Below are 16,368 nucleotides of genomic sequence, written 5' to 3'. Positions count from 1 at the left end.
TTTAATACAGATCTTTTGTAAAAAAGAGTAATTAGATAAAATTAAAATGCCCTACATGATAGGGCACCTCCGATTTATGTACGGTTAGTTTACACGTGGAATAAAATTAATTTGCCAGATGAGTTTACTAATCGATGCGTTTTTTCAGCAATACCTTTTTCTTCGATTTGCTTCTGGCCATCGATTTTTGCAGCGTCATCGTTTGCAAAAGTCCATACTTCATCGAATAAAGTTTCTCCTGTTTTTTCAAATGCAGTAAAACGATAATTCTCCATTTAAACCACCCTTTATAAGCAAGATAATATAATTATACTAGAAATTTTCGGATAATTCACGAAATAATGCTTGTTTTGTAGAAAAAAGACGAAAGTAATGTCATTTAGATGAACGGTAATATAGTCTTTTAATCGATAAGTATTGCATATACATGTTACAATAAATTGTAATAGAGTTATAAAGGGGAGATTGCTTGTGAATGGAATTACAAAACTCCAACCGGGTGACCAAGTAGATCAATATTTACTAATTAAAGAAGCGAAAAAAGGTGTAACGACAGTTGGTAAACCTTTCATGTCACTCATTTTACAAGACCGGAGCGGAGATATTGAAGCAAAGCTTTGGGATACAAATGAAGAACATGAAAATTTATATCGGGCTCAGGTAATTGTTAAAGTCGGTGGAGAGATTCACGATTATCGTGGAAAGAACCAGTTACGTGTAAAGCAAATTCGCCCGACACGTGAAGAAGAAGGTGTTCAGATTAGCGACTTATTGCCAACATCCGCTATTCCTAAAGAACAATTATTTGAAGAATTAAATCAATATTTCTTCCAAATTCAAAATCCAAATATTTCACGTCTCACACGCTATATCGTGAAAAAGTTTCAAGATGAATTAATCATTTTCCCAGCAGCGACAAAAAACCATCACGATTATGCATCAGGTTTAATTGACCATGTCGTTTCAATGTTGAAATTAAGCGAAGCAATCTGTGATTTATATCCAACATTGAATCGTGACTTGTTATATGCAGGTGTTATTTTACATGATGTTGGTAAAGTAATTGAATTAAGTGGTCCTGTCGGTACAATGTATACGGTGGAAGGGAATTTACTTGGCCATATCTCCATAATGGTCAATGAAATTGGTCAAGCTGCACATGAACTAAAAATAGAAGGCGAAGAAGTGATGTTACTGCAGCACTTAGTGTTGAGCCATCACGGAAAAGAAGAATGGGGCAGCCCTAAAAAGCCAATGATTCAGGAAGCGGAAATTTTGCATTACATTGATAATATTGATGCGAAAATGAATATGCTTACACGTGCCCTGGATAAAACAAAACCAGGAGAATTTACAGAGCGTTTATTCCCATTGGACAATCGTTCATTTTACAAACCAACGATATAAGAAAAAGCATGAGCCAAACCTTGGCTCATGCTTCTTTTAATTGCGGTTGTTTTTTTAAAAGAATGACAAATAGACTTGCGAGGAAACAAAATCCTCCTGCCAGCAAAAAGGCCATTTTATATGAGCCAAATGCGCTGTAGAATACCCCCCCGTAGTAGGCAGCTACTGCAGCCCCAACTTGGTGAAATGCTACCATCCAACCGTACATCATTGCGCTTTTTTCTATACCGAAGCGTTGGCGTGTTATGCCAATTGTCGGTGGGACGGTTGCAATCCAATCTAGCCCATAAAAAATGGCAAAAATCATTAGCCATGCATAGGAACCTGTGGAAAGTGCATAGGGAAGTGCGAGTAGCGAAAATCCTCGTAATGAATAATACCAAAATAGTAACCACCGATTATCAAACCGATCGGATAACCAGCCTGATAATGTAGTACCGATTAAATCAAATATACCCATAAAGGACAACATTGCGGCCGCTGTAACGACAGGGATGCCAAAGCTAATGCAATATGAAATGAAGTGAGTCCCTATTAAACCACTTGTCGATAAACCACAAATAAAAAAACTACCTGCCAAGAGCCAAAATTCCTTCGCCTTCAATCCTTCAATAAGTGAAGATATTGCCATAGCAAAAGGATTTCCTGTCGAGCGAACCGGCTCTACTAGACCATCATGACCATAAGGAGCGATCTGTCTTTCAATCGGATAGCTGTACATAAATATAGAGATGATGATGATCATCAAGAGACTTAATACAAAAATTAAAGCAATGGCTGCTTGCCACGAATAACGGTCTACTAAAGCCGCAAGTACCGGCAACAATATTAATTGTCCTGTAGCAGTTGCGGCGGTTAAAATCCCTACTGCCAGCCCTCTACGTTTAACGAACCAGCGATTGGCAACTTGTGTACTTAATACTGTTAAGAATAAACTAGAGCCAATCCCCATCATGATGCCCCATATAAGTATTAGCTGCCATTCTTTTTGCATGATGAAGGTACTGGCTAATGCGAGCGAAAGCAACGTCATTGATCCAAGCATCATACGCTTTAAGCCGTACTTTTCAACGAATGCAGCCATAAAAGGACCCGAAAATCCATATAAAAATAAAGATACAGCAAAAGCCATTGAAATAGAGGGGCGGCTCCAGCCAAACTCTTGCTCAAAAGGATTAATGAATACCCCAGCTGATGAGCGGATAATACCAGCTACAATAATAGATATAAATGTTACAGCTAATATAATCCAACTATAATGCCATTTTTTCAACATTCTACCCCCATATAGACAAAAATGCCCCCATAATATTAGGGAGCATTTTCACTTTAGTAAATTTTATTGGTTGTCTTCCTGGAATTTAACCATGAATTCAGAAAGGGTCAAGCAAGTTTCTACTGGTACAGCATTGTATGCAGAAGCGCGGCAGCCACCTACAGAACGGTGACCATTTAAACCAACGAATCCAGCTTCTTTTGCTTCAGCTAAAAACTTCTTTTCCAGCTCTTCGTCAGCAACGCGGAAAGTAATATTCATCAATGAACGGGATTCTTTTGTTGCATGCCCAAAGTAGAAGCCGTTTGAGTTGTCGATTGCATCATAAATGTATTTTGCTTTTTCCTCGTTACGTTGTTCTATAACTTCTAAGCCACCTTGTTCTTCCATCCATTTTAAAACTTCACCTAACATGTAAATTCCGAAAGTAGGGGGTGTATTGTATAAAGAATTATTTTTAGAATGCGTTGTGTATTTTAACATTGTAGGAATGTTAGAATTTGCACTTTCTAATAGGTCTTTACGAATGATTACTACTGTTACACCAGATGGACCAAGGTTTTTTTGTGCCCCTGCATAAATCATTGCAAAGTTCGAAACATCTACTTTTTTAGATAAAATATCAGAAGACATATCTGCAATTAATGGAATATCACCTGTGTTAGGGAATGTCTTCCACTGAGTACCGAAAATCGTATTGTTTGATGTTAGGTGAACATATGCAGAATCTTTATCAATTTGGATGTCTGAAAGAGCAGGGATATTTTTATAGTTATTTTCTTTTGAACTTGCCGCTAAAACTGGTGTACCGAATAATGCCGCTTCTTTAAAAGCCTTTTCTGACCAAGCACCAGTTTGAATATAGCTCGCTTTTTGACCTTCTTTTAAGAAGTTCATTGGAATCATGGAAAACTGTAGGCTTGCTCCGCCTTGTAAAAATAATACTTCATAGTTTTCCGGTATTTCATATAACTTCCGTAGACGTGCAATGGCTTCATTATGTACTTCTTCAAATGCTGCACTTCGGTGACTTAATTCCATTACTGACATGCCAGTACCTTTGAAATCAATTAGTTCTGCTTGTGCTTTTTGTAAAACTTCAAGTGGTAATGCAGATGGACCTGCATTAAAGTTATATGCGCGTTTTGTTGTTATCGTCAATGGAAACACTCCTTATGTTAGTTAATTCGTATAAATAGATAATATACTCTTTTCTTATAAATGTGTGAAAATTCTTTGAATTCTTTTCCTGAAAAGCATAAATGAGAAGAACTAACGACAAATATAAGAATTTTTGTACAATATGAAATACTAATGTTCGTGTTTAAGAGAATTAGCTTTAACTTAGACATAACATAATTTTGTGAATCATATTATCTCGTCCTGAACTTGTTTAAAGGCTATATTTATGCCAGTATAGAGGAGATGAATGACTGGAGGTTATATGAAATGGAACAATTACCAAAGTGTCCTGAATGTGGCTCGGAGTATACGTATGAAGATGGACAAAATTACGTATGTCCAGAATGTGCACATGAGTGGTCCCAAACAGCAGAAGAAGTAGAAGAAGGAATAGTTGCTCGCGATGCTAATGGAAATCTTTTAACAGATGGGGATACCGTTACAGTTATTAAAGATTTAAAAGTAAAAGGGAGCTCATCAACGCTAAAAATTGGTACTCGTGTTAAAAACATTCGTCTTGTGGAAGGCGATCATAATATTGACTGTAAAATTGATGGCTTTGGTGCAATGAAACTAAAATCTGAATTCGTAAAGAAAAACTAAAAAATGCGAGACCCATTTTAACCACGGGTCTCGCATTTTTCATGTAGTAATTATTCAGCAGTAAAGCTAGAAAATGCGTCTTTTAGATCTTCATCTTTAACATCTATTTTAGCGCCTTTAATTAATTCAGCCATTTTTGCGTTCCAATCACCTTTTGTGGCAACGATTGATTCACGGATTTCTTCTTTTTTCTCGTCAAGAGTACCGTAATCTTTAACAGCACGTTTTTCTTGTACTTGAATAATGTGGAAACCGTGTTGAGTTTGTACTGGTTTACTGATTTCATCAACTTTTAATGCATAAGCTGCATCATTGAATTCAGGCACCATCGTACCGACTGTGAACCAGCCTAAATCTCCACCTTGTTGACCAGAACCTGGATCAGTTGAAAACTCTTTAGCTAATTCTGCAAAATCTTCACCAGCATTTAGCTTTTCGATGATTTCATTTGCAGTTGCTTCATCTTCAACTAAAATATGACGGGCATTCAATTCTTGAGAAGCTTGGTCATAATATTTTTGGATTTCTTCATCAGTTACTTCAACATCTTCAGTAGCTTTTTGTTGTAACAAAGTGAAACGGATATTTGTTTTTAGCATTTCTTCCGTTAAATTGCTCTGTGCTAATGCAGCTTCGTAGCCTTCGCCATACTGCTCTTTTACAGTAGCTAATTCCTTTTCGATTTCTTCATCTGTCACTTTATATTTATCATTTAAAATTCTTTCAACTACAACTTGCTGTAATAATTGATCCCCAGCAATGTCTTTCATTGAGTTATAAAATTCCTCTTGAGTAATGTCGCCTACATTTGTTGATACGACAACTTCATCTCCAGGATTACTACATGCAGCTAAACCTATTGAAGCTGCAACTGTTAATGCGAAAAGAGTTTTTTTCATGTGAATACGCCCCTAACTTAACTTTTATGCAATTGTAACTATAACATAAACGAATTAAAAACAAAAATGGTTGCATGGAAATGAGTGCCCAAGTTACGTGAAAGAAAGTGCATACGATAATTAGGAAAGGAAAGGAAAGGAGGTGGCAAGTTATGGGCGGCGGAGGTTATAACGGCGGAGGCTACGGTAATGGCTCTGGATTTGCGCTTTTAGTTGTTTTATTTATCTTGTTAATTATCGTAGGCGCAGCGTTTATTTACTAAAAAAAAAAGTGGTAAAAATCGAATTTTCGATTTTTACCACTTTTCAATTGAATACAGATTCATTTAGACAGCAAGCAGCACTTCAACATACAAACTTACGAGTAAAATTGTAATTAGAACATTTATCGTACGGAAAATTTTTGGTTGTTTTTCTTCTGGAATTTCACGGCGACTACATAAGGCAGCAGTCATTCGATTTATTTGGAATAAGTATATTACTGAAAATAAGATGACAACGAGTAGTAACAAATTTATTCCTCCCCTCTAAAGCGTCAATAAAAACTATAAATCAAGTGGTACTAAAATTTCATAACCTCTTGGCGTCTCTTCAATTATAGCATTGTTTGGTGCAGACATTAAATTTTTCACATATAAAAAATCCATAAGACAAATACTGCAATGTAACGCAAGCAGTCCGCTAAAGTAATGTGCATATTGGGGAATTGAAAAGCCCCCGATTACTAAGCATGTATTAATTATGATAAAAGGCGTAACCAATGCAAAAATATAGGATTTTTTTGGGATACCATTTTCTAAGCGCATATTAATGACTGGAATAAAATAATATTGGATTTTCAATCGAAGTATAAGTGATTTTTTATATTGAAATAAAGCGATATAATGCAAAAATTTGTGTAAAGGATAAAGAAACGGTATTGCTAAGAAAACTAACCACAAATAATGATCAATATGCTGACCATTGAAGTTAAAACTAAATGCAATGTATGAAAAGCAAAAAACCAGTATGAAAAGCGTTATTCCCAATAAAAATAATCGTGTTGTACCGTATTCGCGTTCAATATTAATCGTTTTCCAACAATGCATGTTACCCCCCCTAAAACAAAATGGATAACGATTTACTTTATTTTTCCATTAAATATTAAGATTTAAACATTAAACTAACTATAATGAAAGAAAAAAGAAATGTCACCAATTTAAATTGACGGCATTTCTTTTAATTGAATTATTTAAGTAGTTGGTATACTCGGTTTTCCTGAATCGTCCAGTGTCTCTTTAAAATTAAAGAAAGAGCGTTCGAAAATTTCAATGAAGTCATCACCGTAAATATTGCGAATAACAGCCATTACATCTAAAAACTCAGGGAATCTTCCATATAGTTCTTTTAATGGCAACGCACCTAATAAAATAGAATGCTCTGTATCGTGATAGTGGTCATACATACGTAAAATAAGTTCAGAGCCCTTTTCAGTCAACTCGACATATGTATTACGTTTGTCTTCATCACGTTTTGAGAAAGTGAGTAATCCACGTTCTTCCAATTTTTTTGAAAAGTTGAAAGCAGTAGATACATGCATGACGCCGAATTTAGCTACATCCGAAATCGAGGCGCCTTTCAAATGATATGAAATCCATAAAATATGATGTTCATTAATGTTTAAATCGAAAGGTTTAATCCATGTTTGCCAATCTTTTTCAATAGCTTTCCAAAGAGCTTTTGATAGCTGCGCGACTCTTTGGCTGAACAGCATAGCCTCTCTTTGTGAGTATAAATCTTCTGTCAAAGCAATCACCTTCTTCTTTCATTATCATTATAAAAATATTATAGCAATAAAAGAAAAGACTTTAAAGTTAGAAAAATGGAATAATTGAACATTGCTTGAAATATACTACAAAAAGATAATTTTAGGATTTAATTAACTGTTTTTGTAAATAGGACAAGTACTAAAGTGCTACGTGATAATATTTGCTCATTGGGCGTTATTTTTGTTTGAAGGGATATTTTTCTCGATTTCACTTATAGAATTCTGTAAATTTTCAATTTCTTGTTTTAGTAATGCTGTTTCTGGCTCGATTTCCGTTTTAAAAGATGCTAAATTATCTTTTAATTCATTTATTATACTAGGCATATTATTCTGGGCTTCTGCCTTTAAAGTTGTAATGGATTGTTTTACATTATTCAATTCGCCTTGTACTTCATGAAGTTTAGATTTAATATTTTTAGTATTGGCTATAAGGTTTTTCCTTAATTCAGTACCTGATTGTGGTGTGGAAAATAAAATAACTGCAGCACCGCTGACAATTCCTGTTGTGACCCCTAATAAAAATGATTTTACTTTCATAATGTTTCCCTCACTTTTTAATATTTCTATATCCAAATCTTTTTCCCAATCCATCTACCAATAAACATTTAAAATAGGATTTAGGATGGAGAGGCAAATTAGTTCATACAAAAACCAGCATTTTGTATGGAAAAGATGCTGGTATCATTGGATGAGTTTATAAATGTGCTTTAATCTGCTCCGAAAGGTTTGCTAGTACATCCGCCTGAAAATCCTGTTGACGACTGTTCCATTCAACGACTAAGCCGTCTGTCTCGTCATAGCGCGGTACGAAATGAAGATGATAATGAAATACAGTCTGTCCAGCAGCTGCACCATTATTGTTAATCGTGTTCATACCAGTTGGATTAAACGCTGCTTTAATCGCATTTGCCACTTTTGGTGCTGCTGCATATAAATTACGTGCAACATCCTCAGGCATTTCGAATAAATCTTTGCAATGCGTTTTAGGAATTAGTAATGTATGGCCTTTAGTTAATGGGGCAATATCCATAAAAGCAAATACATGATCGTCTTCATAAACTTTCAAACTTGGAATTTCACCAGCGATAATTTTACAAAATAAGCAATCGTTCATTGGTTTTTTTATCTCCTTTTTCTATTATTTTTCTTTATTTTATCATAGATTATTTGGAAAACTACTTTATGTAAAGGATTTGTATTAAACGTTTAAAGAATTGTCTGATTCATTCAGTGTTCAACTTCATGAGCATTTGATAAACTTAATTTAGAAAAGAGGAGTGACGACTGTGACAATTTTACAATTGCAAAATGTAACAGGTGGTTATACGAAAAAACCTGTAATAAAAGATTTATCATTTGAAATAAAAAAAGGTGAGCTTGTTGGATTAATCGGATTAAATGGTGCCGGGAAAAGTACGACAATCAAACATATAATAGGAACACTCTTACCTCGCTCTGGAGAAATACGCCTAAACGGAGTGACGCTAAAAGAGAATTTGGACAAATACCGTTCCAGTTTTTCTTATATTCCGGAAACGCCTGTCCTTTACGAAGAACTAACATTGAAAGAACATTTACAATTAACAGCAATGGCCTATGGAATAGATGAAAAGACATTAAATGAACGTTCTGAAAGCCTATTAAAGGAATTTCGCATGGAAAAGCGTTTAAATTGGTTCCCATCGCATTTCTCAAAAGGGATGCGCCAAAAGGTAATGATTATGTGTGCTTTTTTAGTCAACCCGAGCCTTTATATTATCGATGAGCCCTTTGTTGGGTTGGATCCACTTGGTATTCAATCCTTACTGGATCAAATGGATGAAAAGAAGCGTACAGGGGCCTCGATTTTAATGTCGACACATATTTTATCTACTGCCGAAAAGCATTGTGACCGCATCATCCTTCTGCATGAAGGAAGAGTACGGGCACAAGGGACAATGGATGATTTACGTAAAGCTTTCGGCATGCAGTCTGCAACATTGGATGACTTGTACATTGCGATGACAAAGGAGCAGGACAATGAACAACATGCATAATGTATGGGCCAAGCGCTTTGAGCATTACATCGGCGAAGTGATGAAATATATGCGCTTCGTCTTTACGGGGCATATTGCAATTGTTCTTGTTTTTATTGCTGGAGCAGGGGGCTATCAATACAGTGAATGGCTAAAAGTTGTACCTACAGATTTTCCGGCTGAGTGGATTATTGCCATTATGATTGGGGCACTCTTAGCATTTAGCCGACCGGTAACATTAATAAAAGAGCCGGACCAAGTATATTTATTGCCACTTGAAAGTCAAATGCCCGGCTACTTTAAAAAAGCGATGAACTGGACATTTTGGTCGCAAGTTTTGGTGCCAGTCGCATTATGTATTATCGCGATTCCATTATTAAAGGCCGTAACCGAGCTTTCTGCAGCAGAAATTTGGATGAATGTTTTATTTATCGCGATTTTGAAATGGTTTAATGTGCGCGGGGAATTTTATTATAGATATGTGAATCGTGGACATTCAATTGGGTTGGATCGGGTTGTTCGAATAGTCATCTCGATTTTGGCCATTCAAATGATGCTAACTAACGGTTTAATCGGTATTGTATTCCTGATTATGCTTGGATTTTATAACTTTACGCTTCAGAAAAGAACGCAAAACAATCCGGTGCCATATGAACATTTTATTCGGCTTGAGCAAAACCGCATGATGAGCTTTTATCGTTTTGCGAATTACTTTACAGATGTTCCGCATCTAAAGGGATCGGTAAAACGCCGTGCTTGGTTGGATATTGCTTATAAGGCGATTAGTTTTAAAAAAGAAAATACACAGGCTTTCTTAATTTACCGTACATTTATTCGAACAGATGACCATTTCTACCTATGGGTACGCCTAACTGTCATTTCGGCGATTATTGCTATGTTTATAACAATTCCGTTTGTAACTTGGATTGTTGTCGGTGCTTTGGCATTTGCAACTACTTTACAACTTAAATATGCGTTGATGTCAGCAGGGGATTTCCGAATGGATATGCTTTATCCAATTCCGAAAGATACGAGAAAGCAGGCAGTCGCAAAGTTGCTCCGTCAATTAAGTATTGTACAAGCAATAATTGTGACGCTATGTGCTGTCATGCAACCGCAATTTTACATTATTCCGGTTGTGATTATTGGCGTAAGTGAATTAACAATACGCATGTCTAAATAGATTTGATAGCACAACAATAGACTGGACATAAGCCAAAAATGCCATTTTTCTCAGGGAGAAAAATGGCATTTTTTTGCTGGCGTAAAAATTGATTTTCATTCCGGGACGCTTTCCGCGGGCACGGCCTGAGCCTGTAGTCTCAGGAGTCGCCCTCCATTCCAATCAATTTTATAAAATATCCGTTTTTAAATAAGGGCTTTTCCTTATTCAATGAAATTTCTACTTCTGTTCCAACCTCTTTGTTTACACTATAATCCTATAAAAACAATCCCCCAATTAATAGACCGGCTAAAATGACAAAGGCAGGGTGAATTTTAAATTTCTCCAAAGCAAAATAACTTGCAGCTAGTAATAGAATTGTAGGAATAAGATTATTTAATTCATAAGAAGTTTTTGCAAAATCAAATGTCAGAGAAAGCATTAAGATTGCAATAGCCGGCAATACATAACTAGACAAACGCTTTACACGTACAGAATGACGATGCTTATATAATAAGTTTAATAATAACAGCATAAGTGCGAGGGAGGGTGCTACTGTTGCAAATAGTGCAACAATACTTCCTAAAACGCCGGCCACTTCAAAACCGATATAACCTGCCATTTTGGTTGCGATTGGTCCAGGTAATGAGTTGGCAAGTGCGAATAACTCGCTGAATTCTGTTTTCGTCATCCAACCGTATTTTTGTACAACTTCATGCTCGATTAATGGAATTGCTGCCGGACCGCCACCGTAAGCAAGAATATTTGGGAAGAAAAATGCTAAAAATAAGTGGAAATAGGTCATGATATGTTTCCTCCTTTAACAGGAAGAGCAAGTGCGATTATTAATAAAGCAGCAATAACAAATCCGGGATGAATATTTAATACAATAATAGCAATGAAGCTTACAATAAAAATAATCGAAGCCAATTTAATACCAAGGGATGCTTTTGACTTTTTTATAAAATCCCATGTTAAAACACCCATCATCACGGCAACAATGGGAATAACCCCATTTGTCATACCATTTACGAAATCAGATTCGCTAAATTGCTTTAGTGAACCAAGCAATAATATTAAAAGGATGACAGTTGGAAGAACGGTTGCTACTAATGCGTTTATGAGTCCTAGCCATCCACCTACCCGAAAACCAATATAACCAGCCATCTTTGTAGCAATCGGACCAGGTAAAGTATTTCCAATTGATATAACATCAGAAAATTCCTCATCTGTCATCCACTCATAAGTTTTAACAACTTCTTTATGTACAAGAGGGATTGTAGTTGGGCCACCACCAAAGCCAAGTAATCCCGATCTGAAAAACGCAATAAAAATATGTAACTGCTTAGCCAATGTATTTCCTCCTTTAAATAAGAAAGGAGTTACCTTCATAGGAGAGATAACTCCAAAAAAGCATTATTCTTTTGATGGGGCACTGTATGTCGTAATATATGCTGATGCGTTAAACATTGACTGCAAAGCTAGAGTTGTTCCTTCGAATACTGGGGAAAATGAAGTTTTATACTCGTTGCTATTTTTCCATACTTCATAGGAAGCAGGTCCACCCCACTGGATAATAAATAAATACGTATCTGCTTTGATCGGACGGAGTAAGCGATATGCAATGACACCGTCGTTTGTATTTAATGAAGAAATAACGTCGAGAGCTTTTTTCTCGAAAACAGGACGTTCATCTGACATAATGGGCATATTGTAAAAAGTAAAATAGCCCTTCTGCTCAAATTGTCCCTTTTGTGCAATGACTTCGAAATTACGGGGTACAGCAAAAATAGACTTTTTATCGGTTTCATGTAATACAACAGAGTTACCATTTCCGTGTAATAAGATGAGCGGGTGCTTAGCGTTTTTTTCGACTAACTTTTCCATATAGTCAGGTGTACCTGAAGTTACATAAAAATTCATGGATATGACCTCCTTTTCTTTATTTAGGGGTTTGATTACGTAAACGTAATTGGTTCTATTATTTCCATTTATAAAGATGTTCAAGCTATTTGTCAAAAAGTTCTATAGCAGAAAGGACAATTTTATGACATTTAAAGAAGTAATCTATACAATTATCCTTGAAAAGCTTATAGTCGATAATGGATATCAATGACGTTTTTTTAAAAGTACAGAATAAAAATGAATTTATTTTAAGGGGTAGAAATCAAACATGATGAAATTTAATGATACATTATTACGTGCTGCTCGCGGTGAACAAGTAGAACATACGCCAGTTTGGTTTATGCGCCAGGCAGGTCGTTCGCAGCCAGAATATCGTGAAATTAAACAAAAATATTCATTAGAAGAGATTACAATGCAACCGGAACTATGTGCATATGTTACACGTTTACCCGTTGAACAATACAACGTAGATGCTGCCATTCTTTATAAAGATATTGTAACCCCTTTACCGGGTATGGGAGTAGATGTAAAAATTAAAGCGGGTATTGGACCGGTCATTTCTAACCCGATTCGTTCTGTAGCCGATGTAGAAAATTTGCGTGAGTTTAATGCAAAAGAGCATACACCTTATGTTTTAGAAACGATTAAAATGTTAACAAAAGAGCAGTTAAATGTTCCGTTAATCGGCTTTGGCGGTGCTCCGTTTACACTGGCAAGTTATATGATTGAAGGTGGTCCAAGCCGTAATTATGCAAAAACAAAATCCTTTATGGTTTCACAGCCAAAAGCTTGGATTGCGCTAATGGATAAATTAGCTGACATGATTATCGCGGATATTACAGCACAGGTAGAAGCCGGTGCAAAGGCTATTCAAATTTTCGATTCATGGGTGGGCGCATTAAATGTGGAAGATTACCGTATTTTTATTAAGCCAACAATGACTCGTATTTTTGCTGAATTACGTGCTTTAAATGTACCTTTAATACAGTTTGGTGTTGGGGCGTCACATTTAGTTAACGAATGGCATGACCTGCCAATCGATGTCGTAGGATTGGACTGGCGTTTACCGATCCGTGAAGCAGAAGCACGTGGTGTAACGAAGGCTGTTCAAGGGAACTTAGATCCTACATTATTATTGGCGGACTGGAACGTAATCGAAGCACGTGCAAAAGATATTGTCGATCAAGGTTTAGCACATACAGGCGGTCATATTTTCAACTTAGGTCACGGTGTCTTCCCGGAAGTAGATCCAGCCGTATTAAAACGACTAACAGCATTTGTACACGACTACAGCCGCGAACAAATTGCAAAGCGATAGTAATTAAACGATAAATTAAAATTTGATTATTCACTATTGTAGGTGAGAAAACTATATAGTACAAAGTTGATTGGATTGGAGGAATGACTTAATGTTTTCACTGTTAGCACAGTGAAAACATTATCCCCCGGCTAATCAAAAAACTAACTTAAAATGAAAACGTGTTTAAAAACATTCAGAGGTGATCTTACATGAAAGAAGTACGTGGATTATTAGTAATGGCATATGGTACGCCATATAAAGAAGAAGATATTGAACGTTATTATACACATATTCGTCATGGCCGTAAGCCGAGCCAAGAGCATATTGATGATTTGACAGAGCGTTACCGTGCAATTGGAGGAATTTCACCTCTTGCAAAGATGACAGAAGCACAGGCACACGCTTTATGTGCCCGTTTAAATGAAGTTCAGGACAAAGTAGAATATAAAGTATTTATCGGCTTAAAGCATATTGAACCATTTGTTGAAGATGCAGTGGAAGCGATGGTGAAAGAAGGTATTACTGAAGCGGTTTCCATCGTTTTAGCGCCACACTTCTCTACATTCTCCATTAAATCTTACAACGGACGTGCAAAAGAAGCAGCTGAAAAATTGGGTGGTACATTAAATATCACTTCTGTTGAAGCATGGTATGACGAGCCAAAATTCATTGAGTTTTGGAAAGAAGCAGTAAATGGAGAATTGGCAAAGATGTCTGAAGAAGAGCGTGCAAATGCTTGTTTAATTGTTTCAAACCACTCGTTACCAGAGAAAATCAAATTAGCTGGTGACCCGTATGAAGAACAACTAGTTGAAACAGCTCGTTTAATTAAGGATGCTTCTAATATTGTAAATGTTGAAGTAGGTTGGCAATCTGCCGGACAAACTCCTGAGCCATGGTTAGGCCCGGATGTACAGGATTTAACGAAAGAATTATTTGAACAAAAAGGTTATAAGGCATTCATCTACACTCCAGTAGGCTTTGTTACAGAACATTTAGAAGTGTTATATGATAATGATATTGAATGTAAAGTTGTATGCGATGAGATTGGCGCAAGCTATTATCGACCAACAATGCCAAATACGCACCCTTTATTTATAGACGCAATGGTAGAAGCGATAAATAAGAAAATAGCGAATTAATATAGAGAGTGATGATGAAGGTGACTTTAAAAAAGAGAAAGGTTGTTATCGTTGGCGGTGGAATCACTGGTTTAACGACGGCATACTATTTACAACAAAAAACGAAGGCGCAAAATTTACCAATAGATATTGTGCTAATCGAAGCGTCCCTGCGCTTAGGTGGTAAAATCCATACAGAGCGTAAAGATGGATATATCATTGAACGTGGACCTGAATCGTTTTTTGATACAGGTAGCAGTGTCCGTAAGTTGGCACGTGATTTAAAGATCGAACATGAAATAGTTCAAAATAATAATGGTCGAACATTCATCGCAGTTGGTAGCAAGCTACATCAAATTCCGAGTAATATTTTACTCGGAGGGTCACCTAAAATATTCTCGTTTATGACATCGAATGTCCTTTCATTAATGGGGAAATTCCGTGCAGCAGGGGATTTGTTTTTACCTAAATTACCACATGAAGCCGACGAACCGATTAGTGAGTTTTTCAGTAGACGCTTCGGTAAAGAACTTGTAGAAAATTTGGTGGAACCGGTATTGGCAGGTACATTTGCCGGTGATGTCGATCATGTTAGTATGCAATCGATGTTCCCGCAATTTTATCAGCTTGAAAATGATTATCGTAGTTTATTGGTTGGGATGAAAAAGACAGGTAAAGGAATTTACGCGCTTGTAGATACACCGGGTGAAATTCATTATGAGTCATTTGTAAATGGATTGGAGTCCTTAATTGAGACATTGGAAAACTCGTTGACCGATGTGACCATTCTTAAAGGACTGAAAGTAAATTGCATTGAAAATAATATCGATTATTCACAATCGATTGCATTAAATGATGGTACTACTATAGATGCCGATAAAGTTGTGATGACAACACCATTTAATGTGACTAAAAAAGTCTTCCCGGATTCTGATATTATGCAGCAAATGCCGGAAATGAACTATGCAACAATTGCAACGGTTACGATGGCATTTAAACCTGGGACTACAAAAAAGTATGAAGGTGCGCTTAACTTCTTCGTTTCGCGTAACAGTCATTTTGCGATAACAAGCTGTACTTGGAGTCATCAGAAGTGGGATAATATTACCCCAAATGGTCATGAACTAATACGTGTGTATATTGGACGTGTTGGTGATGAGTCTATCGTAGAGTTATCAGATAATGAAATTGAGAAAATTGTTTTGCAGGATTTGAATCGGGCGGTTGGACTCGATGCACAACCGCTGTTTACGACAGTTGCTCGCTGGAAAGAAGCTATGCCCCAATATACGATCGGTCATCAGCTGCGCATGTCTTCAATGAAGGAGCAGTTTTATGAAGAATTCCCGAATGTCTATTTGGCAGGAAGTTCATATGAGGGCATTAGTATCCCGGATTGTGTCCTACAAGGGAGAGAAACCGCGGAGTTACTGCTTGGGCAATTGTTAGAGCCGAAGTTGGCAATTTAACCACTCAATATGTTAATTGAACAAAAACGCTGTATTAAAAGTATAATTGCTTTTAATGCAGCTTTTTTGGTGTGAATTTACTTTATTCGTTCACAAAATTATCCTATTGGCTTCATGCAAATTTCACATATTTTTAGTACGCTTATTGATGAGGTGCAATGACAATGAAAAAAATCATAATATATTTTTTTAGTTGCATAGTTCTTTTACTTTTAGCTAGTT

General features: G+C 36.4%; 20 protein-coding genes. 8 read left to right on the top strand and 12 right to left on the bottom strand.

Features of this window, described 5'->3' with window-relative positions; translation table 11 throughout:
- Nucleotides 1-89 precede the first annotated feature (89 nt).
- Nucleotides 90-275, bottom strand: a complete 186-nt coding sequence (locus tag SNE38_RS01895) for a YhzD family protein (RefSeq protein WP_191699479.1) — start codon at nt 273-275, stop codon at nt 90-92.
- Between the two features lie 196 nt (nt 276-471).
- On the opposite strand from SNE38_RS01895, the gene yhaM reads away from it, so the two are divergent.
- On the top strand, nt 472-1,407 hold the full coding sequence (yhaM, locus tag SNE38_RS01890; RefSeq protein WP_336045769.1) for a 3'-5' exoribonuclease YhaM: 936 nt from the start codon (nt 472-474) through the stop codon (nt 1,405-1,407).
- Between the two features lie 25 nt (nt 1,408-1,432).
- On the opposite strand, the gene SNE38_RS01885 is transcribed toward yhaM, so the two are convergent.
- A complete protein-coding gene (locus tag SNE38_RS01885) occupies nt 1,433-2,680 on the bottom strand; it encodes an MFS transporter (protein ID WP_336045768.1) in 1,248 nt (415 codons plus the stop codon).
- A 66-nt stretch (nt 2,681-2,746) separates the two neighbouring features.
- Nucleotides 2,747-3,844, bottom strand: a complete 1,098-nt coding sequence (serC, locus tag SNE38_RS01880) for a 3-phosphoserine/phosphohydroxythreonine transaminase (RefSeq protein WP_336045767.1) — start codon at nt 3,842-3,844, stop codon at nt 2,747-2,749.
- Between the two features lie 288 nt (nt 3,845-4,132).
- On the opposite strand from serC, the gene SNE38_RS01875 reads away from it, so the two are divergent.
- Complete coding sequence (locus SNE38_RS01875; RefSeq protein WP_191704431.1) at nt 4,133-4,468, top strand: zinc ribbon domain-containing protein YjdM; 336 nt, start codon at nt 4,133-4,135, stop codon at nt 4,466-4,468.
- 50 nt (nt 4,469-4,518) lie between these two features.
- Here the strand turns inward: SNE38_RS01875 and SNE38_RS01870 are convergent, their stop codons facing one another.
- Nucleotides 4,519-5,367, bottom strand: a complete 849-nt coding sequence (locus SNE38_RS01870; RefSeq protein ID WP_191704430.1) for a peptidylprolyl isomerase — start codon at nt 5,365-5,367, stop codon at nt 4,519-4,521.
- A 152-nt stretch (nt 5,368-5,519) separates the two neighbouring features.
- On the opposite strand from SNE38_RS01870, the gene SNE38_RS01865 reads away from it, so the two are divergent.
- Entirely contained in the window at nt 5,520-5,630 is a 111-nt protein-coding gene (locus SNE38_RS01865; RefSeq protein ID WP_191704429.1) for a YjcZ family sporulation protein, read from the top strand.
- Between the two features lie 63 nt (nt 5,631-5,693).
- Here SNE38_RS01865 and SNE38_RS01860 read toward each other — a convergent pair whose 3' ends face one another.
- The 5 genes from SNE38_RS01860 to SNE38_RS01840 form a co-directional block, all read right to left on the bottom strand.
- Complete coding sequence (locus SNE38_RS01860) at nt 5,694-5,879, bottom strand: hypothetical protein (RefSeq protein WP_191699486.1); 186 nt, start codon at nt 5,877-5,879, stop codon at nt 5,694-5,696.
- 33 nt (nt 5,880-5,912) lie between these two features.
- Nucleotides 5,913-6,455: a DUF3267 domain-containing protein gene (locus SNE38_RS01855; RefSeq protein WP_191704428.1), complete on the bottom strand. Its 543-nt coding sequence runs from the start codon at nt 6,453-6,455 to the stop codon at nt 5,913-5,915.
- 143 nt (nt 6,456-6,598) lie between these two features.
- A complete protein-coding gene (locus SNE38_RS01850; protein ID WP_191704448.1) occupies nt 6,599-7,159 on the bottom strand; it encodes an HTH-type transcriptional regulator Hpr in 561 nt (186 codons plus the stop codon).
- 180 nt (nt 7,160-7,339) lie between these two features.
- A complete protein-coding gene (locus SNE38_RS01845) occupies nt 7,340-7,765 on the bottom strand; it encodes a YtxH domain-containing protein (protein WP_336045766.1) in 426 nt (141 codons plus the stop codon).
- A 103-nt stretch (nt 7,766-7,868) separates the two neighbouring features.
- Nucleotides 7,869-8,300 (bottom strand): HIT family protein, encoded by a 432-nt coding sequence (locus SNE38_RS01840; protein WP_318247699.1) that lies wholly within the window; start codon nt 8,298-8,300, stop codon nt 7,869-7,871.
- Nucleotides 8,301-8,460: 160 nt separating this feature from the next.
- Between SNE38_RS01840 and SNE38_RS01835 the strand changes: the two genes are divergently transcribed.
- Nucleotides 8,461-9,210, top strand: a complete 750-nt coding sequence (locus SNE38_RS01835) for an ABC transporter ATP-binding protein (RefSeq protein ID WP_191704425.1) — start codon at nt 8,461-8,463, stop codon at nt 9,208-9,210.
- Nucleotides 9,194-10,372 (top strand): ABC transporter permease, encoded by a 1,179-nt coding sequence (locus tag SNE38_RS01830; RefSeq protein ID WP_336045765.1) that lies wholly within the window; start codon nt 9,194-9,196, stop codon nt 10,370-10,372. The genes SNE38_RS01835 and SNE38_RS01830 overlap by 17 nt, the downstream gene beginning before the upstream one ends.
- Nucleotides 10,373-10,628: 256 nt before the next feature.
- Here SNE38_RS01830 and SNE38_RS01825 read toward each other — a convergent pair whose 3' ends face one another.
- The 3 genes from SNE38_RS01825 to SNE38_RS01815 form a co-directional block, all read right to left on the bottom strand.
- Nucleotides 10,629-11,156: a chromate transporter gene (locus tag SNE38_RS01825; RefSeq protein ID WP_191704423.1), complete on the bottom strand. Its 528-nt coding sequence runs from the start codon at nt 11,154-11,156 to the stop codon at nt 10,629-10,631.
- On the bottom strand, nt 11,153-11,704 hold the full coding sequence (locus tag SNE38_RS01820) for a chromate transporter (RefSeq protein WP_191704422.1): 552 nt from the start codon (nt 11,702-11,704) through the stop codon (nt 11,153-11,155). The genes SNE38_RS01825 and SNE38_RS01820 overlap by 4 nt, the downstream gene beginning before the upstream one ends.
- A 63-nt stretch (nt 11,705-11,767) precedes the next feature.
- Nucleotides 11,768-12,274 (bottom strand): antibiotic biosynthesis monooxygenase, encoded by a 507-nt coding sequence (locus tag SNE38_RS01815; RefSeq protein WP_191704421.1) that lies wholly within the window; start codon nt 12,272-12,274, stop codon nt 11,768-11,770.
- Nucleotides 12,275-12,524: 250 nt separating this feature from the next.
- Here SNE38_RS01815 and hemE point away from each other — a divergent pair, with 250 nt between their 5' ends.
- The 3 genes from hemE to hemG all read left to right on the top strand — a co-directional run bounded on the left by hemE (nt 12,525) and on the right by hemG (nt 16,146).
- Nucleotides 12,525-13,574 carry a uroporphyrinogen decarboxylase gene (gene hemE / locus SNE38_RS01810; RefSeq protein WP_191704420.1) on the top strand — a complete coding sequence of 350 codons (1,050 nt, stop codon included), beginning with the start codon at nt 12,525-12,527 and terminating at the stop codon, nt 13,572-13,574.
- A 191-nt stretch (nt 13,575-13,765) separates the two neighbouring features.
- Nucleotides 13,766-14,698: a ferrochelatase gene (gene hemH / locus SNE38_RS01805; protein WP_191704419.1), complete on the top strand. Its 933-nt coding sequence runs from the start codon at nt 13,766-13,768 to the stop codon at nt 14,696-14,698.
- 11 nt (nt 14,699-14,709) lie between these two features.
- Nucleotides 14,710-16,146: a protoporphyrinogen oxidase gene (hemG, locus tag SNE38_RS01800; protein WP_336045764.1), complete on the top strand. Its 1,437-nt coding sequence runs from the start codon at nt 14,710-14,712 to the stop codon at nt 16,144-16,146.
- Nucleotides 16,147-16,368: the final 222 nt, after the last annotated feature.

The sequence above is a fragment of the Solibacillus ferritrahens genome, from assembly GCF_037027585.1.
Classification (GTDB): domain Bacteria; phylum Bacillota; class Bacilli; order Bacillales_A; family Planococcaceae; genus Solibacillus; species Solibacillus ferritrahens.
Note: the sequence above shows the minus strand (reverse complement) of the source record. Positions and strands in the feature narration are given on the sequence as shown.